A 22,442-nucleotide genomic window follows, 5' to 3' on the forward strand; every position below is an offset into this window, starting at 1 on the left:
ACGGCGTCGATCCGCGCCCGCTGCCGCTCGTCCTCGGAGGCCCCCGCCCACTCGCCGGTCCGCGCGTACCGCGGCGCAACCGCATGAACTCGTCCGACCGGCGGCACGCCCCGTCTCGACAGATCCCCACTGCACGCTTCCGTCCACCATTCCCTCCCTCCGCTCCCTCTGTGGAGCCTCCCCTCCACTCACTGCGGACAGCGGTGGAGCCCGGACCGTCGAGGCCGCCGGGAAACTGCGGGATCCCTCGACGGGTCGGGGTTCCCTCGGCAGGAGGGCTCCGCACGCGCCTAAGCTGGAAGTCCCGAGTGGGAGCGCCGCACGGCGCGGAGGGAGCACGCATGGTCGAGGTCCGCAGGGTCAAACTGCCCGGTGTCGGCGTTCTGCACACGTTCCTGACGGCCGACGGCGGCAAGGTCGGGGTCATCGCCCACCGCTCCGGCCACAGCGACCTGATCACGTTCGCCGAGGGCGACCAGGACGGCGCCAAGGTGTCGCTCCGCCTGAGCGACGACGAGGCGCACACGCTCGCCGAGCTGCTCGGCGGCACGCAGATCACGGAGTCGCTGACCGCGCTCGACCAGATCCCGGGCCTCTCGATCGACTGGTTCACCGTCGACTACGACGACCACATCGCCGGACAGCAGCTCGGCAAGCCCGCCGACCGAGGGATCGTCGGGCTGACCGTCGTCGCCGTGGTCCGGGGCGACGCCGCCAATCCGGCGCCGGCCCCCGACTTCCGCGTCTTCCCCGGCGACACCCTCGTGGTCGCCGGTAGCCCCGAGAAGGTCGCCAAGGCGTTCGCGTTCTTCCGCACCGGCAGCTTCGCCAAGACGGTCGACGCCCCGCCCGGAGCCTGAGGATGCACCACGGCGAAGACCTCATCGTCCTCGGCGTCCTGTTCGTCGTCGCCTACGTCCTCGGCCGGCTGGGGAGGACGATCGGGCTCCCGGCCATCCCGATCTACATGGTCGTCGGGCTCCTCGCGAGCCCGAACTTCCACCTCTTCCCACTCGACTTCGAGTCGAGCTACATCGAGCTGACCGCGGTCTTCGGGCTGATCCTGCTGCTGTTCAATCTCGGCCTGGAGTTCGACCAGGACGAGTTCTTCGGGAACGCCGGCCGTCTGATCCTCTCCGGCGGCTCCTATATCGCGGTCAACATGGCCGTCGGCCTCGGCTTCGGCTTCGCGCTGGGCTGGGGGAGCCGCGAGGCGCTGATCATCGCCGGCATCACGGCGACGAGCTCGAGCGCGATCGTCACCAAGCTGCTGATCGAGCTCAAGCGCCTGGCGAACCCCGAGACGCCGATGATCCTGGGCGTCACGGTCGTCGAGGACATCTTCATCGCGGTCTACCTGGCGATCGTGTCCGTGGTGCTCTCGGGCGAGACGGAGCCGTGGCCGGTGGTGCTCAAGCTCGTCATCGCGTTCGCGTTCCTCGTGGTGATGTTCGCGATCGCCCGCTGGGGCGGGAAGGTCGTCTCTCGCTTCTTCCGCACCCGCGACGACGAGCTGTTCACGATCCTGTTCTTCGGTCTCGCCATCCTGTTCGGCGGCATCGGCGAGGTCCTCGGAGTGACGGACGCGATCGGTGCGTTCCTGATCGGACTGGTCATCGGAGCGACGCGGTTCCGGTCGAGGGTCGAGCACATCGCGATCCCGCTGCGCGACGTGTTCGGAGCCTTCTTCTTCGTCAACTTCGGCCTCGGGCTGGATCCCGGCGCGTTCCCGAGCGTCGTGGTCCCGGTGCTGATCGCCGCGGTGATGACCATCGTCCTCAACCTCGGCGCGGGGCAGTTCGTCGCGTGGCTCAACAAGCTCGGACCGCGCGCGGGCCTGAACGCGGCGTTCATCCTGCACAACCGCGGCGAGTTCGCGCTCATCCTGGCGACGCTCTCGCTCTCGGCGGGGCTCGACGAGCGGATCCAGCCCTTCGCCGGCCTCTACGTGCTGATCATGGCGATCGTCGGGCCGATCCTCGCCTCGCGCTCCGAGAGCATCGGCGCGTTCCTCTCGCGGCGGCGGCACCGCCCGGCACCCGCAGCGGCCACGGCCATGGACGAGGAGGACTTCGCGCTCGTGGAGGCGGCGATGGCCGCGCCCACCGTCGCCGCGGAGGAGGCCCCCGCTCCTCCGAGGCGCCCCGCGGAGCCGGACGAGCTCGACGACGAGTTCCCCGATCCGATGCGGCAGGCGCTCATCGACCAGGCGATGCAGCAGTCCGACGGGGCCGACGACGCCCGGCCCCGCCGCCCGAGGGAGCCCGACTACTGATCCCACGGAGCTCCCACACTCACGGGTTAGGCTCGATCCCGCCCGCGGGACACCGCACGGATCGAGGGCGGACGAGGGACGAATGACGCAGAGCACGGTCGGGCAGGTGGCCCGGCGCCCGCGCTGGATCGCCGCGCTGGCGCTCGCGCTCCTGATCGCCGGGCTCTTCGCCGCGCTCGGGCAGTGGCAGGTCGGCCGCGCGGTCGAAGCCGCCGCGCCCGACTCCGGAGTGTCGGAGACGACGCTCCCGCTCGCCGAGGTCGCGACCCCCTCCCGCTCGATCACGGCGACCGCCGACGGACAGCGCGTGGAGGGCTCGTCCGTCTTCGTGCCGGGCGGTGCCGAGATCCTCGGCGGCCGCCTGAACGGCGAGCAGCCGGGCTGGTGGGTCATCGCCCGTACCCGCACCGCCGACGCCGACCTGGTGCTCGCCTACGGCTGGACGCAGGACGAAACGCAGGCGCAGTCCGTCGCGGACGCGCTCAACAGCGGGAGCGAGCAGGCGCCCTCCTCCTTCACCGGCCGCCTCGTGGCCAACGAGGCCGCGGAGGCGCCGGCGGAGGGCCTGGACCCCGCCACCCTCACCGCGCTCTCCGTCCCCGCGCTGATCAACCGCTGGCCGGACCCGCCGCAGGACGTCTACCAGGGCTACGTCGTCGTCGACGAGCCGGTCGCCGGACTCGGGGCCATCGACTCCCCGGCGCGCGTGAGCGACGTCTCGCTGAACTGGCTCAACGTCTTCTACGCGATCGAGTGGGTCGTCTTCGCCGGCTTCGCCCTCTACCTCTGGTTCCGCCTCGTCAAGGACGCGTGGGAGCGCGAGGCCGAGGAGGCGCTCGACGCCGAGGAGCGCGCCCGCGCCGACCTGGGCGACCGGGCCGAGGCCCCCGCCCCCGCACCGTAAACTGGTCGTCATGCCCCTCGAGCCCAAGCCCGCGCAGTTCCCTGCGATCCGGAGCGCGCTGCGCTTCTACCGGGTGACCTCGATCATCACCGGCGTGATGCTGCTCCTGCTCTGCGCGGAGATGCTCCTCAAGTACGTCTTCCACCTCGAGCTGTTCGCCTTCGGCCAGCAGGGCGTCCTGCACTTCGCCCCGATGTACGAGGTGCCCGGAGGCGAGTTCACGTCGAGCGGCACCGGCGCGAACCTGTCCACCGGCATCCTGATCGCGCACGGCTGGTTCTACGTCGTCTACCTCTTCGCCGACTTCCGCCTGTGGAGCCTCATGCGCTGGCCGTTCACGCGCTTCGTGCTCATCGCGCTCGGCGGCGTGGTGCCCACCCTCTCCTTCTTCGTCGAGACCCGCATCGCCCGCGAGGTCGAGCAGTACCTCGAGCGCCGGACCGCCGGCACCGACCCGAAGACCCCGACCGACTCCGTGGAGGCCCCCCATTAGCGAGCAGCCCACCGCTCCCCAGCCGCACCTGGCCGCGCAGCCCGTCCTCGTCGTCGACTTCGGCGCGCAGTACGCGCAGCTGATCGCCCGCCGGGTCCGCGAGGCGAACGTCTACTCCGAGATCGTGCCCTCCAACGCCACGGCCGCCGAGATCGCCGCGAAGTCGCCCGTCGGCATCATCCTCTCGGGCGGCCCCTCCAGCGTGTACGAGGAGGGCGCCCCGCAGCTCGACCCCGCGATCTTCGACCTCGGGGTCCCGGTCCTGGGCATCTGCTACGGCTTCCAGGTGATGGCGAAGACGCTCGGCGGCGAGGTCGCCAACACGGGGCTGCGCGAGTACGGAGCGACGGACGCCGCCCTCTCGACCGACGGTGGCGTGCTCCTCGGCGAGCAGCCCGCCGACCAGACGGTGTGGATGAGCCACGGCGACTCGGTCGCACAGGCGCCCGAGGGCTTCGAGGTCCTCGCCTCCACGAGCTCCACCCCGGTCGCCGCCTTCGGCAACGACGAGCGCCGTCTCTACGGCGTGCAGTGGCACCCCGAGGTCAAGCACTCCGCCTACGGCCAGGCCGTCATCGAGAACTTCCTCCACCGCGCCGCGGGCATCCCGGCCGACTGGAACTCCTCCAACGTGATCGACGACCAGGTCGCCGTGATCCGCGAGCAGGTCGGCACCGGACGCGTCATCTGCGGCCTGTCCGGCGGAGTCGACTCCGCCGTCGCCGCTGCGATCGTGCACCGTGCCATCGGCGACCAGCTCACCTGCGTCTTCGTCGACCACGGACTCCTCCGCAAGGACGAGCGCCGCCAGGTCGAGGAGGACTACGTCGCCGCGACCGGCGTCCGCCTGGTCACCGTCGACGCGCGCGAGCAGTTCCTCGACGCGCTCGCCGGCGTCAGCGACCCGGAGCAGAAGCGCAAGATCATCGGCCGCGAGTTCATCCGCACCTTCGAGGCCGCCGCCGAAGCGCTCGTGCTCGAAGCGCAGGGCGAGGGCGAGACGATCGACTTCCTCGTCCAGGGCACGCTCTACCCCGACGTCGTCGAATCCGGCGGCGGCACCGGCACCGCCAACATCAAGTCCCACCACAACGTCGGCGGACTCCCCGAGGACCTGCAGTTCGCGCTCGTCGAGCCGCTCCGCACCCTCTTCAAGGACGAGGTCCGCGCGATCGGCCGCGAGCTCGGCCTCCCCGAGGTCATCGTCGGCCGCCAGCCCTTCCCCGGACCCGGCCTCGGCATCCGCATCGTCGGTGAGGTCACCCAGGAGCGGCTCGACCTCCTCCAGGACGCCGACGCCATCGTCCGCGCCGAGCTCACCGCCGCCGGCCTCGACAGCGAGATCTGGCAGTGCCCCGTCGTCCTCCTCGCCGACGTCCGCTCCGTCGGAGTCCAGGGCGACGGCCGCACCTACGGCCACCCCATCGTCCTGCGCCCCGTCTCCTCCGAGGACGCGATGACCGCCGACTGGACCCGCCTGCCCTACGACCTCCTCGCCAGAATCTCCAACCGCATCACCAACGAGGTGAGCGGCGTGAACCGGGTGGTGCTGGATGTGACGTCCAAGCCCCCCGGCACCATCGAGTGGGAGTGATTCCGCGGGTCTCCGCACGGTCATCTGCGGCGTTGTCGACGGTTGCGATACCTCCGGTATCGCGCCCGTCTCCGCCTTGCAGCTGACCGCGCGGAGACCCGCGGAACGTCAGGAACGGCTCCCTTCGAAGGGGGCCGTTTCTTGTTGAGGGGAACGGGTGGGGGAACGAGCCCCTGCGGGGCCGTTCCCGGGTGCAGGCAGAGGGGAACGGGCCCCTGCGGGGCCGTTCCGGGTGCAGGTAGAGGGGAACGAGCCCCTGCGGGGCCGTTCCGGGCGCAGGTAGAGAGGAACGAGCCCCTGCGGGGCCGTTCCGGGTGCAGGTCGGGGCACGAGCTCCGGTGGCTGTTCGGGGAACGAGTGGCCGCAATGCGGACGGAGGATCGGTCAGGGGTGACCGGTGCCTGGCGAGGCTCGCCGAGTGGCGGTCAGGGGAACGAGGCCGTGCAGGGACATTGCAAAGGTGCCGGTCGAGAGGCGAGCTCCTGCCGGGTGGTCGGGGAACGCGGGTCGGCGCTGGTCCGGGGGCCGTGGTGCAGGCGGAGGCGGCAGGCGCGCGAGCGCGGGTCAGGCGGGGGTGTCGAGCACGCCGATGAAGCGGGTGCCGATGCCGTCGTACTCGTCGCGGCGGTGGCCCTCGGGGTGGTGCGGCCAGGAGGCGGGGGAGTGGTCCTCGCAGACGAGGAACGTGAACTCGGGCCACCACTTCTTCGGGCGGGCGGCCTCGGAGCGGCCGCAGACGGCGCAGTCGAGGGTCACCCACACGGGACGCCTGCCGGTGCGGTTCGCGCGCGACTGGACGAGCCAGGCGGGCGGATCCTGCTCGAGGGCGGCGAGCTCCTCCTCCGACAGACGGGTGGGGATGCCGTGCCGCGTCGCCATCTCGAGGGGGATGTCGAGGCGCTGAGCGGCCTCGCGACGCGTGATCATCCGGCCACCCTAACCCAGCGCCGCACGCGGACCTCGAGGCCGCAGCGACGCGCGCGCGAGGAGCCACTCCAGCGGGCCCTGCCCCACGAGCCGCCTCCAGAGGAGAGCGGCGACGATCGAGCCGACCACGAAGACGCCGAGCAGCGCCCAGCTGCGCCACGCCTCGAAGTCGAACGGCTCGTACGGGACCAGGTACACCGCCAGCGCCACGAGCTGCAGCGAGTAGATCGTCAGCGGCATCGCACCGACGGCCGCGATCGGAGTCGCCGCCCGCGCCAGGAGCGGCAGCCGCTGCAGAAGAGCCGTCAGCGCGCCGAGGACGACGCAGGCGACCCCGCCCGCCCCGAGCAGCTCGGCGGTGGTGCTGGCGTGCGCCTCCACCGCCTCCGGACCCCCGAGCAGCAGCCCGCCGCCGTAGCCGAGCACGGCCGAGACGGCGCCGCCGACGACGACCCAGCGCTGGGTGGTCGCGGACCGGACGTCGCAGCGCGCGATCAGGAGGCCGAGCACCACGTACGCCAGCCACGACGGCACCGGGTAGTACTGGGTGAGCCAGGTGAGGGGCTGCGCGGCCAGGAGCGCCTCGTCGGGCGACAGGGTCGAGAGCCAGGAGCCGCCGGCGCTCGTCAGCGCGTCGACCGCGAGGGGCCCGGCGATCGCCGCGACCGCGACCAGCACGGCGAGGACCGCCCGCGGCAGGAAGAGCAGCAGCGCCGCGACGAGGAACATCACCCCGTAGTGCGGCAGGATCACCGCGATCGGCGTCCCGAGCAGGGTGAGGGCGACGCCGATGACGAGCAGGTACAGCCCGCGGAGCAGGATCGATCCCGTGTCGTGCCAGGGCCGCGAGGAGCGCTGTGCGCCGCCCGTCATCAGCCCGATCGACACTCCCGCCAGCACGGCGAAGAGGACGGAGCTGCGGCCGTTCCAGAGCATCTCGCTCTCGACGGGGGCGAGGTGGGCGGCGAACATGCCGAGGACGGCCAGGCCGCGTGCGACGTCGAGGCCGACGATCCGGGAGTCTGCGGCGCTCATCCCTCCATCGTGCCAGGCGCTCCCGGCAGTGCACCGGGAACGGCGCTGGGGCCGTGAACGACGACGGGCGCCCGACCCGGAGGTCGAGCGCCCGTCGGACGTGGTGCGCCGTGCTACTCGCGGAAGATCGCGACGAGGCGCAGGATCTCCAGGTACATCCAGACGACGGTGACCAGGATGCCGTAGGCGCCGGTCCAGCCGTAGATGCGGGGGAGGCGGTTGCGCACGCCCTGCTGGATGAACTCGAAGTCCATCACGAGCGAGTACGTGGCGAGCGCGACGGCGATGAGGCCGATCACGATGCCGATGAAGCCGGTGCGGAGACCGAAGCCGCCGCCGACGCCGAAGAGGCCGAGGCCCAGGTTCACCAGCGAGAACACCGCGTAGCTGATCATGCCGATGAAGAAGATCTTGTTGAGCTTCGGCGAGGTGCGGATCTTGCCGTTCATGAACAGCGCCAGGGTGACGCCGATCACGATGACGGTCGCCATGAGGGCCTGGACGACCGCTCCGGCGTACGCACTCTCGAAGAACTTCGAGATCGCACCGACCGCGATGCCCTGGGTCGCGGCGTAGCCGAGGATCAGGGCCGGCGACGGCTGCTTCTTGAAGGCGTTGACGATGCCCAGCACCAGCGCGACGAGCACGGCGGGGAGCATCAGGCCCGGGACGAACCAGCCGACGGCCGCACCCGCGAGGAGCACGACGAAGGCGAGGGCGGTCTTGGCGAGGGTGTCCTCGACGGTCATCCGGTCGGTCTCGACGGATCCGGCGGCCGGACGGGAGTACATCTGGTCGAGCGTGCCGGGGGAGACGTCCGGGAGGTCCTGCACGCGGCCGGCGTAGCCGCGGTTGCTGAACTCCGGGCGTCCGAAGGCCGGATTGTTGCTTGCCATGGTTCCTCTTCTCTCAGGTGCGCTGGTCTCCGAGGGAACTCGCGGATCTGAGTCGCTGTGGGTGCGGGGTGCGCCGCGGATCCAAGAGGACTGCGACGATGGACACCACCATATCTGAGAGCACCTCTCAGAGTCTGGCTGTTCTCTTCGAGCGGACCTCGACTCCGCTGCGAGCCGCGCAGTGCCGCCCGTAGGATCGCGGCATGCCCGCGCGTCAGTCACCGCTCGTCATCGGCCACCGCGGAGCGAGCGGCTACCGACCGGAGCACACCCGCTCCGCCTACGAGCTGACGATCGCGCTGGGCGCCGATGCGCTCGAGCCCGATCTGGTGGCGACCCGCGACGGCGTGCTCGTCCTCCGCCACGAGAACGAGATCTCCGGCACGACGGACGTCGAGAAGCGCCCGGAGTTCGCCGCGCGCCGCACCACCAAGCGGATCGACGGCCGCGAGATCACCGGCTGGTTCACCGAGGACTTCACCTGGGACGAGCTGTCGGAGCTGCGGGCCCGCGAGCGGCTGCCGGCGGTGCGCGGCTCCAGCGCCACGTTCGACGGGCAGTTCCCGCTGCTGCGCTTCAGCGAGCTGCTGGCGCTGCTGGACCGGGCGGCGGAGGACGATCCGCTCGCTCCGCCGGGGCTCGTCGCCGAGATCAAGCACGCGACGTACTTCGCCGGGATCGGGCTGCCGCTGGACGTGCTGCTGCGCGAGGAGCTCGCCGCCGCGGGCTGGGGTCCGCGCGACCCGCGGCTCACGATCGAGAGCTTCGAGAAGACCGTTCTGGAGCGGCTCGCAGTGAGCGGAGTCGGCACCCGCCGGATCTACCTGCTCGAGTCGCGCGGCGCCCCGCCCGACCTCGTGGCCGCCCACGGCGCCGACGCGGCCCCCTACTCCGCCTTCACCACGCCGGCGGGACTGCGGAACCTCGCCGGAGTGGTCGACGGGATCAGCGTCGACAAGAGCATGCTCTTCTCGCGGGACGCGGCCGGCCGGGCGACGGGGACCGGTCCGCTCGTCGAGGACGCCCACGCGGCCGGGCTCGAGGTCTACTGCTGGACGCTGCGCGCCGAGAACCGGTTCCTCGAGAAGGTGCACCGCCGCGGGAAGGACCCGGCGGAGTACGGCGGCTGGCAGGAGGAGTTCGCGATGATCCTCCGCTCGGGAGTGGACGGCGTCTTCGCCGACCAGCCCGATCTGGCGATCGAGGCGCGGACAGCCGAGCAGGAGCGTCTGCTCCGCGGCTGAACCCGGATCGTGATCGGGCGCTCCTCCGGCGCGTGCCGAGCGGACGCGGAGGCTGCGCTGGCATCATCGGCTCACCACCGCCCGCCCGACCCTCGAGAGGAGGCCCCGTGTCCACCCGAGAGCGCATCACCCGCCGCTGGATCACCACCGCCGTCCTCGCCGTGATCGGCGTCGCCGTCGTGTACTGGCTCGCCGTGCTCACGCCTCAGGGCCAGGGCGTCGAGAACTCGGGGCTCCGGGGCGCCGACCTCGTCTTCGGCCGCGCCACCGGCGCCGCCGCGGGGGCGCTCGCGGACGTCACCCCGCTCTCCATGGTCGTCGGCGCCCTGCTCGTCGCGGCGATCGCGCTGATCCGGAGGCGCCCGGCGCTCGCCGTCGCCTCCGTCGGCTCGATCGTCGTCACGGCCGGGCTCACCCAGCTGCTCAAGAACGTGGTCCTCGAGCGGCCCGAGCTGGTCGACACCGACTCCTGGTACACCGGCGGCAGCTTCCCGAGCGGGCACACCGCGGCGGCCGTCTCGGTGGTCTTCGCCCTGGCGATGGTCGTGCCCGGGCGGGCGCGGACCGTCGTGCTCGCGCTAGGCGGCGCGGTCGTGGTGCTGGTCGGCAACCTGACGATGGCCGCGTCCTGGCACCGGGCGAGCGACGTCCTCGGGGCCGACCTCGTCGCGCTCGCCTCCGCCTCCGCCGCCTGCGCGTGGCTGACCACCAGGGCCCAGGTGGGCCGAGCGCCGAAGAGGCCCGCGCGGCGCGGGGTGAACCGGCTGCTCCTGGTGTGCTCGGTGATCGTGGTGGTGCTGCTCGCGGCGCTCGCCGTCCAGGGCATCCAGTACTACCCCGACGACACGAAGGACCTCACCGCCTTCGCGCTCCTGCAGCTCCTGGCGGTGTCGACGTCGGCGCTCGCCGTGCTCGGCTTCTCCCTCGCGTGGCGCGGACTGGACGTCGGCGGGGCGCTCACGTCTCCCGCGCCGCGTCAGCGGACCGCCTGACCGCTCCCGGTGTCGGAGGGGCGATCTACACTCGGAGGGACATGAGCTTCCTCTTCGATCCGAGCGACTCCCGCGCCACCCCGGTCATCGTCGGTCCCCCCGGCGGCTCCGGGGACGCGCCCCGCACCGACCCGGCGCACGAGCAGCTCGTCGCGGGGCTGAACCCCCAGCAGCGCGAGGCGGTCGAGTACCGCGGAGACGCGCTGCTCATCGTCGCGGGTGCGGGCTCGGGCAAGACCAGCGTCCTCACCCGGCGCATCGCGAGCCTCCTGGGCAACGGCGAGGCCTGGCCGAGCCAGATCCTCGCGATCACGTTCACCAACAAGGCCGCGGCCGAGATGCGCGAGCGCGTCGAGAAGCTGGTGGGGCAGAGCGCCGAGGGGATGTGGATCTCGACCTTCCACTCCGCGTGCGTGCGGATCCTGCGCCGCGAGGCCGAGAACTTCGGCATGACCAGGTCGTTCACGATCTACGACTCGGGCGATCAGCGCGCCCTGCTCAAGCGCATCGTGAAGGACCTCGAGGCCGACTCGCTCGGGATCACCGTCGCGAGCGCCTCCGCGAAGATCTCCAAGCTCAAGAACGAGCTCGCCGACGTCGACTCCTACGCCCGCACCGCGAACCTCAGCGACCCGAACGAGGAGATGTTCCTCCAGGTCTTCCGGGCCTACTCGCGGGCGCTCGAGGGGGCGAACGCGTTCGACTTCGACGACCTGATCGCGCAGACCGTCTACCTCTTCCGCGCCTTCCCGCACGTCGCCGCGAAGTACCAGCGGCGCTTCCGCCACGTGCTGGTCGACGAGTACCAGGACACGAACCACGCCCAGTACTCGCTGATCCACGAGCTGACCCGGCCCGTGCCGCCGGCGACGATGGCGGCGGCGCAGTTCGACCGCCCCTACCGCGGACCGGTCACGGCCGACGGCTCCATCCCGGGGGCCTCGCTCACCGTCGTCGGCGACTCGGACCAGTCCATCTACGCGTTCCGCGGCGCCGACATCCGCAACATCGTCGAGTTCGAGCGCGACTTCCCGGGCTGCCGCGTGATCCTGCTCGAGCAGAACTACCGCTCGACGCAGAACATCCTCTCGGCGGCCAACGCCGTCATCTCCAACAACTTCGACCGTCGCGCGAAGAACCTCTGGTCCTCCAGCGGCGACGGGGAGAAGATCGTCGGCTACACCGGGTACTCGGGTCACGACGAGGCGCAGTTCGTGGTCGACGAGATCGCCCGCCTGCACGCGGCCGGCACGGGCTACGACGAGATCGCGGTCTTCTACCGCACCAACGCGCAGACCCGCGCGCTGGAGGAGATCTTCATCCGCTCCGCGCTGCCCTACCGGATCCTGGGCGGCACGAAGTTCTACGAGCGCGCCGAGATCAAGGACGCCCTGGCGTACCTGATCACGGTGGCGAACCCGGCCGACGTGCTGGCGCTGCGGCGCATCATGAACACTCCGAAGCGCGGCATCGGCCCCGCGACGGAGGCGCAGCTGCAGTCGTTCGCCGACACCAACGCGGTGACCCTGCGCGAGGCGATGCGCAACGCCGGCTCGCTCGGGATGGGCCCGAAGGTGACGAAGGCGATCGTCGACCTCGCGACCCTCCTCGACGAGTGCGCGCTGATGCTCGACCCCGCACGGGAGGGCGGCGAGGCGAAGGTGCACGAGGTGCTGACGGCGCTCCTCACCCGCAGCGGCTACCTCGACATGCTCCGCGCCAGCCGCGACCCGCAGGACGAGGCCCGCGCCGAGAACGTCGACGAGCTCATCGCCGTCACCAAGGAGTTCGCGCGCAACAACCCGGACGGCGGGCTCGTCGACTTCCTCACCGAGGTCTCGCTGGTCGCCGCGGCCGACGACCTCGACGACGACTCCGGCACCGTCTCGCTGATGACGCTGCACACGGCGAAGGGCCTCGAGTACGACGCCGTGTTCCTCACCGGCATCGAGGAGGACCTGCTCCCGCACCGCATCTCGGCGAACGAGCCCGGCGGCCCGGCTGAGGAGCGGCGGCTGTTCTACGTGGGGATCACCCGGGCCCGCAAGCGCCTCTACCTCTCGCTCGCGATGACCCGCGCGCAGTACGGCGAGACATCGGTCGCGATGCCGAGCCGGTTCCTGCAGGAGATCCCAGGAGAGCTGATCCAGTGGCGCCAGTCGCCCGGCGCGGCGACCTCGCGCGGCGGCACGCAGCCCCGGGCTCTGAACGCTCAGCGGCCCGGCTTCGGCCGGTCGCGATCGAACACCGAGTTCCGGGAGGCGCTCGCCGCGGCGCCGAAGGCCAAGGGCGAGTTCCCGAACCGGATCACCGGCATGGTGCGCGACAACGGCGACCTCGAGCTGATCGCGGGCGACCGCATCCGGCACACCGACTTCGGCGAGGGGCGTGTGAACGCGGTGACGGGCGAGGGCTCGAAGCGCGTGGCGCACGTGCTCTTCGACCAGGTGGGCGCGAAGAAGCTGCTGATCAAGGTCGCGCCGATCGAGAAGATCTAGTCCGGTGGCGGCCGGATCGGCGGCCGCGCGGCTCGCGACGGAGGTGTTCTCCCCGGCGGTCCTCGCGGTGCTCGTGCCGGTCGTGGTCGGCGCGCGCGTCGCGGATCCGGCCCTGCTCGGCGTCGCCTGGGGAGCGCTCGCGGCGCTCTTCGTCGGCGTGGTGCCCTACCTCGTCATCCGTCTGCTGATGCGCACCGGCCAAATCCACGGCGATCATCACGTGCCCGACCGGCGCGAGCGGGCGCTGCCGATCGCGCTGGCGCTGGTGTCGATCGCGGCCGGACTGGTGCTTCTCGCCGCGCTCGGCGCTCCTGCCGCGGTGACCACGTTCGGCGTGGTGACGGTGGCCGTGGTGCTCGCCGTCGGCGTGGTCAACCTGGTCTGGAAGCTGTCCGGGCACGCGGCGGTGGTCGCCACCTGCGCCGTCGTCGTGCTGATCGCCTACGGACCGCTCTCCCTGCTGATCAGCGTGCCCATCGTCCTCTGGGTCCTCTGGTCGCGGGTGCGCCTCGGCGCGCACACCCCCGCCCAGGTCCTCGCGGGCGCCGCGGTCGGCACCGTCCTCGCCGGGACCGTCTGGTCCCTGCTCGGCTGACGTCCGTCCCTTCCCGTGTGCCCTCTGGTCGCCGTCCGCGAGATGCCGCTCCGGTGCGCGGTACGCCGTGGCGGGCTCACCCGAGCTGCATCTCGCGGAAGGGGTCAGCCGGCGTAGCGCGCGACGAGCTCCCGCTTGAGGATCTTGCCGCTGGGCCCGAGCGGGAGGGCGTCGACGAACTCGACGCGGCGGGGGAACTTGAAGGCGGCGAGATGCTCGTTCGCGTAGGCGATCAGCTCCTCCGCGGTGGCGGTCGCCGACGGGGCGAGGATCACCGCGGCCATCACCTCCTGGCCGTGGCGGTCGTCCGGAATCCCGAAGACCGCCGCGTTCTGTACGGCCGGGTGCCCGATCAGCACCTCCTCGACCTCGCGCGGGTACACGTTGTAGCCGTTGCGGATGATCATGTCCTTCGTGCGGTCGAGGATGCGGATGTAGTCCTCCTCGTCCTTCGTGCCCAGGTCGCCGGTGCGGAACCAGCCGTCGATCACCGCCTCCGCGGTCGCCGCCGGGTTGCCGAGGTACCCCTTCATCAGGTTGTGCCCGCGCACCACGATCTCGCCGAGCTCGCCCCGGGGGAGCAGCTCGACGCGGTCGGTCACGTCGGGGCGGGCGACCTCGACCTCGACGCCCCAGATCGGCGTGCCGACCGTGCCCGGCCGCGGCGGGACTCCGACGTGGTTGAAGGTGGCGACCGGGGAGGTCTCGGTGAGCCCGTAGCCCTCGTAGATCTCGACGCCGAACACCTCGCGGAAGCGCTCGATCACGGCGACGGGCAGGGCGGCGCCTCCCGAGACCGCGTAGCGCAGCGGCGGCCGGTCCTCGCGCCGGGTCGCGGCATCGAGCAGGGCGACGTACATCGTGGGCACGCCCTCGAAGACCGTGCAGCCGTGGGCGATCATCGCCTCGAGCGCGGCGTCGCCGTCGAACTTCGGCACCAGGACGACCGTCGCGGCGGTGCGGAAGGCCGTGTTCATCGCGCAGACCTGCCCGAAGGTGTGGAAGAGCGGCAGCGCCCCGAGCACCACGTCGCCGCGGTGCAGGTCGAACGTGTTCATCAGCAGCACGTCCGACTGCGAGACGATCGCGAAGTGCGTCCCCTCCGCCCCCTTCGGGCGGCCGGTGGTGCCGCTGGTGTAGAGGATCGTCGCCGTGTCGGAGGGGGAGCGGGGCACGTAGCCGTCGATCGGGGTCGCCTCCGCGGCGAGGTCCTCCAGGCGCGGTAGGGGCGAGGCGGTGCCGTCGGGCACCATCACGCTCAGCACGGGAACGTCGGCGAGGTCCGCTCCGGCGGCCCCCTCGGCGAGCAGCGGAGCGGCGCACACGAGCGCGACGGCTCCGGAGTCGCGCAGGACGTAGGCGATCTCGTCGTGCTTGAGCAGGGCGTGCACGGGGACCACCACGGCGCCGAGCGCGAGGACGGCGAAGTAGCCGCGGGGGAAGTCGGGGACGTTCGGGACGAGCAGGGCCACGCGGTCGCCCGGTCCGATCCCCTGGGCGCGCAGGGCTCCGGCGTAGGCACGGGTCTGCCGCCAGAGGGTCGCGTAGTCGACGGCCTGCTCGCCGACGCGGATGGCGATCGTGTCAGGGGTGCGCCGCGCCGCCTCCGCCAGGATGGCCGCGACGGAGAGGGTGCCGAAGCCGGCGGCGGGCGGGGGAGCGGCGGGGGCCTCGGCCGTGCGGGGTTCGGTGATGCTCATCAAGGCTCCAGTCGTCGTTGACCGCCGCGGCGGATGCCGGGTGATTCACCGTAGATCCGCCGGGCGGCCGCGTCGAGCGATCCGCACCGGATGTTCAGCACGGACGGGCGGGGAGTGCGCATCCCGGCGCCGAGCGGAAGGGGGGTGCGAGAGGCGCGGGCGGCTGCCTACAGTCGGACTGCTGCGGCCCGGTTCGCGGGTCGGACGACGGGAGGCGCGATGCGCGGCGAGGCGACGCTCTACACGGACGCAGTGGTGACGGCTCCGTTCGCCCTCGCGGTGATCGCGGAGGCGACCGGCTCGCGAGTGGTCGGCGCGCGGACCGCGGACGCGCACGTTCCGCTCTACAGCGGTCCGACGAGCGCGCGGGTCGAGATCGCGGGGTTCGGCGACAGTGTGCCGGTCACCGTCGACGTGCGCGACGAGCGCGGGATCGACGAGGCGCGCGCGGCCGCGCAGGCGCTCGGGTTGGAGCTCGCCGCCTACGCGGGCTGGGAGGTCGTGGCCGGCTTCTGAGCGTCGCGTCGGACCCGGGCGAGGTAGTAGCGGCTGGGCGCCGTCCTCACGATCGCGGGCAGCAGGCGGTAGACGGCGAAGGTGCGCGAGAGCGCCCGCTCGAACCGCGCCTCCTGCCGTGCGGTCCAGTAGAAGCCGAAGGGCTCGCGGAGCGCCGCCGGGAGCAGGCCGGCGGTGATCAGGCGGAGGTAGGGGCCGAGCGGGCGCAGGTACCAGGCGGCGATGCTCGGGCCCAGCAGGTCGTGGGCGACGCGGCGGGCCGCGGGCGTCACCTCCAGGCGCTGCAGCTCCCGCTCCCAGTAGGCGTCGAACGCGGTGCGGGAGTCGGGCCAGAGGTCCGCGGGCATCTGCAGGGCCGCACCGACGACGACGGAGCGGCGCACGATGTCGTCCGCCTCCTCCTCGCTCAGCGCGCCGAAGGCGCCCTCGTAGAGCTGCAGCATCGACTGGGTGAGCGTCGCTGCGACCCAGCGCTGCAGCTCCGGGTCGAAGGCCGTGTAGCCGGGGCCGCGCACGGGCACGTGCGCCCTGTTCACCCGGCGGCGGACGGCGCGGACGTCCTCGGGAGTGCCGTAGTGCAGGACGTAGAGGTAGGAGAGCGTCCCGTGCAGGCGGTTCACGGCCCGGTGCACGAAGTCGGAGTGGTCGGCGACGCCCTGCCCGACCGCCGGGTGCGCGATCTGGAGGAGGATCGCGCGCGCGCCCGCCAGCAGGAACACGCCCTCGCGGAAGACGTCCGGGGTGGGGGTGGCCGACGACATGGCTCCACGCTACGCGGGAGCGGCGGGCGGAGGAGGAGTCGGTGTCCCCGGCGGGCGTCCGGCGGGCGCGGAGCGACCGCACGGGAAGCCCGCGGCGGGTGCGGAGTAGACTCAGCGCGGCCCAGGGACAGTGCCGAGACTCCGGCGTCGTCCGGGCCACCTCGAACTCGAAACGCAAGCGCGCTCGGCGCGGAATGGGAATGCAGCGTGGATCTCTTCGAATACCAGGCCCGTGATCTGTTCGAGAAGTACGGCGTCCCCGTGCTCCCGGGCATCGTCGCCGACACGCCGGAGGAGGTGCGCGCCGCGGCGGAGAAGCTCGGCGGCGTCACCGTCGTCAAGGCGCAGGTCAAGATCGGCGGCCGCGGCAAGGCGGGCGGCGTGAAGGTCGCGAAGACCCCCGAGGACGCGTTCGCCGCGGCGCAGTCGATCCTCGGCCTCGACATCAAGGGCCACGTCGTCAAGCGCGTCATGGTCGCCGGCGGTGCGCGCATCGACCGCGAGTTCTACTTCTCGGTGCTGCTGGACCGGGCCAACCGCTCCTACCTCTCGCTCACCTCCTACGAGGGCGGCATGGAGATCGAGCAGCTCGCCGTCGAGCGCCCCGACGCCCTCGCGCGCGTCGAGGTCGTCCCCGGCCAGGGCATCGACCAGGCCAAGGCCGAGGAGATCGCGCGCGCGGCGAAGTTCCCGGAGGAGCTGATCGCCAAGGTCGCGCCCGTCCTGGTGAAGCTGTACGACGTCTACACCGGCGAGGACGCCACGCTCGTCGAGGTGAACCCGCTCGTGCTCACCGAGGAGGGCGACATCGTCGCGCTCGACGGCAAGGTCTCGCTCGACGAGAACGCCGGCTTCCGCCACGCGGACCACGCCGCGCTCGAGGACAAGGACGCCGCCGACCCGCTCGAGGCGAAGGCCAAGGAGAACGACCTCAACTACGTGAAGCTCGACGGCGAGGTCGGCATCATCGGCAACGGCGCCGGCCTGGTCATGTCGACCCTCGACGTCGTCGCCTACGCCGGAGAGAGGCACAACGGCGTGAAGCCGGCCAACTTCCTCGACATCGGCGGCGGAGCCTCCGCCCAGGTGATGGCGAACGGCCTCGACGTGATCCTCGGCGACGAGCAGGTCAAGAGCGTCTTCGTCAACGTCTTCGGCGGCATCACCGCGTGCGACGCGGTCGCCAACGGCATCCTCCAGGCGCTCGAGATCCTCGGCGACTCGGCCACGAAGCCGCTCGTCGTCCGCCTCGACGGCAACAAGGTCGAGGAGGGCCGCGCGATCCTCCAGGCCGCCGCCAACCCGCTCATCACGCTCGCCGCGACCATGGACGAGGGCGCCGACAAGGCCGCCGAACTCGCCGCCGCGTAACGGACCCGACGACTCAAGGAATCAGAGAACAAGCATGTCGATCTTCCTCACCAAGGACTCCAAGGTCATCGTCCAGGGCATCACCGGCGGCGAGGGCACCAAGCACACCGCGCTGATGCTCAAGGCCGGCACGAACGTGGTCGGCGGCGTCAACGCCCGCAAGGCCGGCACGACCGTCACCCACGGCGACGTCGAGCTCCCCGTCTTCGGCACCGTGAAGGAGGCGATGGAGGCCACCGGCGCCGACGTGTCCATCGCGTTCGTGCCGCCCGCCTTCTCGAAGGACGCCGTCATCGAGGCGATCGACGCCGAGATCGGCCTCCTCGTCGTCATCACCGAGGGCATCCCGGTGCAGGACTCCGCGGAGTTCTGGGCGTACGCGCAGGAGAAGGGGAACAAGACCCGGATCATCGGCCCGAACTGCCCCGGCATCATCACGCCGGGCGAGTCGCTCGTGGGCATCACCCCCGCGACGATCACCGGCAAGGGCCCGATCGGCCTCGTCTCGAAGTCGGGCACCCTGACCTACCAGATGATGTACGAGCTGCGCGACCTGGGCTTCTCGACCGCGATCGGCATCGGCGGCGACCCGATCATCGGCACGACGCACATCGACGCGCTCGCCGCGTTCGAGGCCGACCCCGAGACGAAGGCGATCGTGATGATCGGCGAGATCGGCGGCGACGCCGAGGAGCGCGCCGCGGACTTCATCAAGGCGAACGTCACGAAGCCCGTCGTCGGCTACGTCGCGGGCTTCACCGCCCCCGAGGGCAAGACGATGGGCCACGCCGGCGCCATCGTCTCCGGCTCGGCCGGCACCGCGCAGGCCAAGAAGGAGGCCCTCGAGGCCGCGGGCGTGAAGGTCGGCAAGACGCCGTCCGAGACGGCCGCCCTGCTCCGCGAGGTCTACGCGGCGCTCTAGCGCCCGTCCTCCCCGCACCACCGTCGGAACGGACGGTGCCCCTGCTCCGGCGGGCGGCGCCGTCCGTTCCGTCGTCGGGGCGGGTCCGGCCGGAGTAGCGTCGCAGCGTGACCCGCCGCCTCGGACTCGACCTGCTGACCTTCGTGCCGTACCCGGAGGGCCCCGAGCAGCCCGGCGACGCCGCGCGGAGCCTCGAGGACGGGCTGGCCCTGCTCGAGCTCGCCGAGGATCTCGGCTACGGCACCGGCTGGGTCCGCGTGCGGCACTTCGAGCGCTACCTCGCGTCTCCGATGACCTTCTTCGCGGCCGCCTCCCAGCGGACCCGCCGCCTCCGCTTCGGGACCGCGGTCATCGGCGCCCGCTACGAGTCGCCCGTCCGTCTCGCCGAGGACGCCGCGACCGTGGACCTGCTCTCGGGCGGACGCCTCGACCTCGGCGTCAGCAGCGGCTTCGCGCATCTCTCCTCCGTCTTCGACGGGGTGTTCGGGCAGGCCGAGCGCGACTTCCGCGAGGAGGCGCAGGAGCGCATCGCGCGACTCCGCGAGGCGCTCTCGGGCGCCGTGCTCGGCGTCGCGGAGTCGGCCCTGATGTCGGTCCCGGTCGGCGCTCCGCTGGTTCAGCAGCCGCACGCGCCCGGCCTCGCCGACCGGCTCTGGTACGGGGCGGGAACGGTGTCCTCCGCGGTCCGGGCGGGCGAGCAGGGCATGCACCTGCAGGTGTCCACGCTCAACACGGAGGAGACGGGCCTGCCGTTCGCCGAGCAGCAGGCGGTGCAGATCCGCGCCTACCGCGAGGCCTTCGCCGCCGCGCACCCGGGGCGCACGTCGAGGGTGACGGCGGGCCGCATCGTGCTGCCGCTGCTCGACGCCGCCGACGAGGAGGCGCACCGCCCCTTCATCGAGGGCTACCTCGCGCGGATGGACGACGAGGGCCGCCCCCGCACGGCCGACCGGTCGATCATCGCCGCCCCGATGCGCTTCAGCCCCCTCCACGTCGGGAGCCCGGAGCGGATCGTCGCGTCGCTCGCCGCGGATCCGGCGCTCGCGGAGGCGGACGCGCTCACGGTGACGCTCCCGGCGGTCGGCGGGGTGGAGTCGCACCGGCGCATCCTGCGCGCCGTCGCCGAGCGCATCGCCCCGCAGCTGGGCTGGACGCCCGGCGCCTGAGGATCAGCGCCGCGCGAGCAGTGCCCGGACGGGCCGCTGCAGCAGGAGCAGGAGCAGCCACCAGAGCCCGACCGACGGGACCAGCAGCGCCAGCGCCAGTGCGACGAGGAGCAGCGCGAAGGGCAGCAGGGCGGGCGCGAGCGGCAGGGGCCCTGCGCCGGGCCGCCTGAGCTCCGGGTGCCGGGAGAGGCGCAGCTCGATCAGGACCAGCGCCCCGCTCATCGCGGCCATCGTGCCGATGTAGAGCCCGATCGTCGCCCTGGAGTCCGGGAACAGCGCCAGCGCGCTCGTCGAGAACGGGAAGAACGCCAGCGCGGCCAGCCAGAGCAGGTCCAGCCACACCAGGGCGCCGTCGTAGTCCCCGGCGGACTCGAAGACGCGGTGGTGGGGGATCCAGAAGACGGCGATGACCGCGAAGGAGAGCGCGAAGGCGAGGACCGAGTCCAGGTGCTCCGCGAGCAGCGCCGGGACTCCGCCGCCCTCCCGGGCGACCTCGGGAGCCAGCTGCACCAGCGGCAGGACGAGGACGGTGATGGCGATGGCGGCGGTCGCGTCCGAGAAGTTGACGAGCCGGTCGAGCCCGCGCTCCGTCCGGCGGTGGGCCGCGCGTCCCCCGGGGCGCCCGCGGTGCACCAGGCGCTCGATCGGACCCGAGAGCAGGAGCAGCAGGAGCGCGAACATGTTGACGGCCGGCACCGCGACGGCGAGCACGAGGGCCGCGAGGAGGACGCCGATCACGATCAGCGACCTCGAGAGGGAGCGCCGCGGCTCCGCCCCCGGGGCCAGGAGATCCGGATCGCGGCGCACGATGAGCTGCATCGCGAGGGTCGCCGCGCTCGCCGCGATCATCGTGCCGATGTAGAGCGCGATGACGCTGCCGTCGGTGTCGAGCACGTTCGAGATCAGGTTCGCCGCGAAGGGGAGCAGGACGACCGCGGCCAGCCAGACGAAGTTCGCGACGACGAGCGCGGGCGAGTACCGGGCCACGCCCTCGAAGACGGAGTGGTGGACCGCCCAGAGCCGCCCGATCACGGCGAACGTGATGAAGAAGGCGGAGAGGGTGCCGTAGTGACCTGTGAGGAGGGACCCCAGATCGGCCGCGCGGCCCTCCTCGACCACGTCGACCAGGGGGAGGACGAGGAACGTGATGGCGATGGCGACGACGGCGTCGGAGAAGTTCACGAGGCGGTCCAGGCCGCGCTCCGTCCGTGCGTCCGAGGTCCCCGTCATGGCTCCGACACTAGAGGGCCGGGCGGCGCGCCCCTGACCCGCCTCCGAGCGCGCCGCCGCTAGGCTCGTCAGGCCCATGAACCGGATCACCGTCGCCCTCCTCGCCGCCTTCGACGCCGCGCTGTCGGCGCTGATCGGGATCGCGATCCCGCTCGTCCCGCTGACCGTCCTCTGGGCCGTGCAGTACGACACGACGGTCGACTTCGGCGTGTTCTGGCGGGTCGCCGCCGACGCCTGGCTGCTCGGCCACGGGGCCGACCTGCAGGCGGCGCTGGCCCCCGACTCCGCCCTCGCCGTCGCGCTGCCCGGAGGCGCGGACGCCTTCCCGGTGACGATCGCTCCGCTGGCCTTCGCGCTCCTCACCGTGCTGCTCGGCGCGCGCACCGGCCGCCGCGCCCAGGAGTCGCCGTTCCGGGCCATCGGCGTCCTCGTCGCGATCGCGACCTACCTGGCGATCGCGCTCCTGGTCTCGCTGGGATCCCCGGACCCGGCCGCCACCGTCGATCCCCTGCAGGGGACGCTGCTGCCGCCGCTCGTCTTCGCGCTGGGGGTGCTCGTCGGAGCAGCGCTCCACTCCGCCCGCAGCGACGAGGCCGACCCCCTCGGCGAGCTGGCCGCCTCCGCGCTCGACCGCGTCCCCGCGCCGGGGCCCGGGCTCGTCCTCGCGTCGCTGCGCGGGGGAGCGCTCGCCGCCGCCGGCGTGGTCGGCGTCGCGGCGGTGCTCGTCGCCGTGCTGCTGGTCGTGCACTACACCTCGGTCGTCGCGCTCTACGAGAGCCTGGGCGCCGAGGCGCTCGGCGGCCTGGCCCTCACTCTCGGGCAGCTGGCGTTCCTCCCGAACCTGGTGATCTGGGCGGCGAGCTGGCTGATCGGCCCGGGCTTCGCCCTCGGCACCGGCTCCTCCGTGAGCGCGGCCGGGACGCTGCTCGGACCGATCCCGTCGATCCCGGTCCTCGCCGCACTGCCCGCAGGGGACTCGGCCTTCGGATTCCTCGGACTGCTCGTGCCGCTGCTCGCCGGGTTCGCCGCGGGATGGCGGCTGCGGCGCGGCGTGATCGAGGCGCTCGACGGACGCTCGCTGCTGCGCTGGGGCGCCGCCGCGGCCGGCGGGATCGGCGTGGTCGGCGGCCTGCTGCTCGGGCTCCTCGCCTGGTTCTCGGCGGGCGCCGCCGGGCCCGGGCGGCTCGCCCAGGTGGGCCCGGACCCGCTCGTCGTCGGGGCGGTCGCCGCCCTCGAGCTCGCGCTGGCCGCGGGCCTGGGCCTCGCCGCGGGCCGCAGCCGACGCGGCTGACGCCGGCGGAGGCGTCCCCCTAGACTTGCGCA

General features: G+C 72.3%; 20 protein-coding genes. 14 read left to right on the top strand and 6 right to left on the bottom strand.

The features are described from left to right. Window positions 1-341 precede the first annotated feature (341 nt). The 5 genes from C5C59_RS03895 to guaA all read left to right on the top strand — a co-directional run bounded on the left by C5C59_RS03895 (window position 342) and on the right by guaA (window position 5,266). A complete protein-coding gene (locus tag C5C59_RS03895; RefSeq protein ID WP_068256939.1) occupies window positions 342-860 on the top strand; it encodes a cation:proton antiporter regulatory subunit in 519 nt (172 codons plus the stop codon). Between the two features lie 2 nt (window positions 861-862). Further along, the gene (locus C5C59_RS03900; protein ID WP_104238460.1) at window positions 863-2,275 is read left to right on the top strand and encodes a cation:proton antiporter; all 1,413 of its coding nucleotides are present in this window, start codon (window positions 863-865) and stop codon (window positions 2,273-2,275) included. An 82-nt stretch (window positions 2,276-2,357) separates the two neighbouring features. Next, the gene (locus C5C59_RS03905) at window positions 2,358-3,179 is read left to right on the top strand and encodes an SURF1 family cytochrome oxidase biogenesis protein (protein ID WP_104238461.1); all 822 of its coding nucleotides are present in this window, start codon (window positions 2,358-2,360) and stop codon (window positions 3,177-3,179) included. A 10-nt stretch (window positions 3,180-3,189) separates the two neighbouring features. Further along, window positions 3,190-3,672 (top strand): DUF3817 domain-containing protein, encoded by a 483-nt coding sequence (locus tag C5C59_RS03910; protein WP_104234169.1) that lies wholly within the window; start codon window positions 3,190-3,192, stop codon window positions 3,670-3,672. Window positions 3,673-3,700: 28 nt separating this feature from the next. Further along, window positions 3,701-5,266 (top strand): glutamine-hydrolyzing GMP synthase, encoded by a 1,566-nt coding sequence (gene guaA, locus C5C59_RS03915; protein WP_104238462.1) that lies wholly within the window; start codon window positions 3,701-3,703, stop codon window positions 5,264-5,266. Between the two features lie 564 nt (window positions 5,267-5,830). Here guaA and C5C59_RS03920 read toward each other — a convergent pair. The 3 genes from C5C59_RS03920 to C5C59_RS03930 all read right to left on the bottom strand — a co-directional run bounded on the left by C5C59_RS03920 (window position 5,831) and on the right by C5C59_RS03930 (window position 8,124). After that, window positions 5,831-6,193 carry a DUF5997 family protein gene (locus tag C5C59_RS03920; protein ID WP_104224739.1) on the bottom strand — a complete coding sequence of 121 codons (363 nt, stop codon included), beginning with the start codon at window positions 6,191-6,193 and terminating at the stop codon, window positions 5,831-5,833. 9 nt (window positions 6,194-6,202) lie between these two features. After that, window positions 6,203-7,228 (bottom strand): DUF418 domain-containing protein, encoded by a 1,026-nt coding sequence (locus C5C59_RS03925; RefSeq protein ID WP_104238463.1) that lies wholly within the window; start codon window positions 7,226-7,228, stop codon window positions 6,203-6,205. Between the two features lie 113 nt (window positions 7,229-7,341). Next, window positions 7,342-8,124 carry a Bax inhibitor-1/YccA family protein gene (locus C5C59_RS03930; RefSeq protein ID WP_104224741.1) on the bottom strand — a complete coding sequence of 261 codons (783 nt, stop codon included), beginning with the start codon at window positions 8,122-8,124 and terminating at the stop codon, window positions 7,342-7,344. A gap of 203 nt (window positions 8,125-8,327) precedes the next feature. Here C5C59_RS03930 and C5C59_RS03935 point away from each other — a divergent pair, with 203 nt between their 5' ends. From C5C59_RS03935 to C5C59_RS03950, 4 genes are all read left to right on the top strand, one after another. Then, the gene (locus tag C5C59_RS03935; RefSeq protein ID WP_104238464.1) at window positions 8,328-9,368 is read left to right on the top strand and encodes a glycerophosphodiester phosphodiesterase family protein; all 1,041 of its coding nucleotides are present in this window, start codon (window positions 8,328-8,330) and stop codon (window positions 9,366-9,368) included. 107 nt (window positions 9,369-9,475) lie between these two features. Beyond that, window positions 9,476-10,360 (top strand): phosphatase PAP2 family protein, encoded by an 885-nt coding sequence (locus C5C59_RS03940; protein ID WP_104224743.1) that lies wholly within the window; start codon window positions 9,476-9,478, stop codon window positions 10,358-10,360. Between the two features lie 41 nt (window positions 10,361-10,401). Next, the gene (locus tag C5C59_RS03945) at window positions 10,402-12,858 is read left to right on the top strand and encodes an ATP-dependent helicase (protein WP_104238465.1); all 2,457 of its coding nucleotides are present in this window, start codon (window positions 10,402-10,404) and stop codon (window positions 12,856-12,858) included. Between the two features lie 4 nt (window positions 12,859-12,862). Further along, window positions 12,863-13,453 carry a phosphatase PAP2 family protein gene (locus tag C5C59_RS03950; protein WP_104238466.1) on the top strand — a complete coding sequence of 197 codons (591 nt, stop codon included), beginning with the start codon at window positions 12,863-12,865 and terminating at the stop codon, window positions 13,451-13,453. Between the two features lie 104 nt (window positions 13,454-13,557). On the opposite strand, the gene C5C59_RS03955 is transcribed toward C5C59_RS03950, so the two are convergent. Beyond that, on the bottom strand, window positions 13,558-15,153 hold the full coding sequence (locus tag C5C59_RS03955; RefSeq protein WP_104238467.1) for a long-chain fatty acid--CoA ligase: 1,596 nt from the start codon (window positions 15,151-15,153) through the stop codon (window positions 13,558-13,560). A 219-nt stretch (window positions 15,154-15,372) separates the two neighbouring features. Between C5C59_RS03955 and C5C59_RS03960 the strand changes: the two genes are divergently transcribed. Further along, window positions 15,373-15,669 (top strand): hypothetical protein, encoded by a 297-nt coding sequence (locus tag C5C59_RS03960; protein WP_104224926.1) that lies wholly within the window; start codon window positions 15,373-15,375, stop codon window positions 15,667-15,669. On the opposite strand, the gene C5C59_RS03965 is transcribed toward C5C59_RS03960, so the two are convergent. Then, a complete protein-coding gene (locus tag C5C59_RS03965) occupies window positions 15,636-16,430 on the bottom strand; it encodes an oxygenase MpaB family protein (RefSeq protein ID WP_104238468.1) in 795 nt (264 codons plus the stop codon). The two genes, C5C59_RS03960 and C5C59_RS03965, sit on opposite strands and share 34 nt — an antisense overlap. 207 nt (window positions 16,431-16,637) lie before the next feature. On the opposite strand from C5C59_RS03965, the gene sucC reads away from it, so the two are divergent. From sucC to C5C59_RS03980, 3 genes are all read left to right on the top strand, one after another. Next, on the top strand, window positions 16,638-17,801 hold the full coding sequence (gene sucC / locus C5C59_RS03970) for an ADP-forming succinate--CoA ligase subunit beta (RefSeq protein ID WP_104224928.1): 1,164 nt from the start codon (window positions 16,638-16,640) through the stop codon (window positions 17,799-17,801). A gap of 34 nt (window positions 17,802-17,835) precedes the next feature. Continuing rightward, window positions 17,836-18,723 carry a succinate--CoA ligase subunit alpha gene (sucD, locus tag C5C59_RS03975; protein WP_104224929.1) on the top strand — a complete coding sequence of 296 codons (888 nt, stop codon included), beginning with the start codon at window positions 17,836-17,838 and terminating at the stop codon, window positions 18,721-18,723. Between the two features lie 107 nt (window positions 18,724-18,830). Continuing rightward, a complete protein-coding gene (locus C5C59_RS03980; protein WP_104238469.1) occupies window positions 18,831-19,889 on the top strand; it encodes an LLM class flavin-dependent oxidoreductase in 1,059 nt (352 codons plus the stop codon). Between the two features lie 3 nt (window positions 19,890-19,892). On the opposite strand, the gene C5C59_RS03985 is transcribed toward C5C59_RS03980, so the two are convergent. Continuing rightward, complete coding sequence (locus tag C5C59_RS03985) at window positions 19,893-21,119, bottom strand: TMEM175 family protein (RefSeq protein WP_181134815.1); 1,227 nt, start codon at window positions 21,117-21,119, stop codon at window positions 19,893-19,895. Window positions 21,120-21,195: 76 nt separating this feature from the next. Between C5C59_RS03985 and C5C59_RS03990 the strand changes: the two genes are divergently transcribed. After that, window positions 21,196-22,410 carry a DUF6350 family protein gene (locus tag C5C59_RS03990; RefSeq protein WP_104238471.1) on the top strand — a complete coding sequence of 405 codons (1,215 nt, stop codon included), beginning with the start codon at window positions 21,196-21,198 and terminating at the stop codon, window positions 22,408-22,410. Window positions 22,411-22,442 lie beyond the last annotated feature (32 nt).

Source organism: Rathayibacter sp. AY1F4 (assembly GCF_002931775.1).
Classification (GTDB): domain Bacteria; phylum Actinomycetota; class Actinomycetes; order Actinomycetales; family Microbacteriaceae; genus Rathayibacter.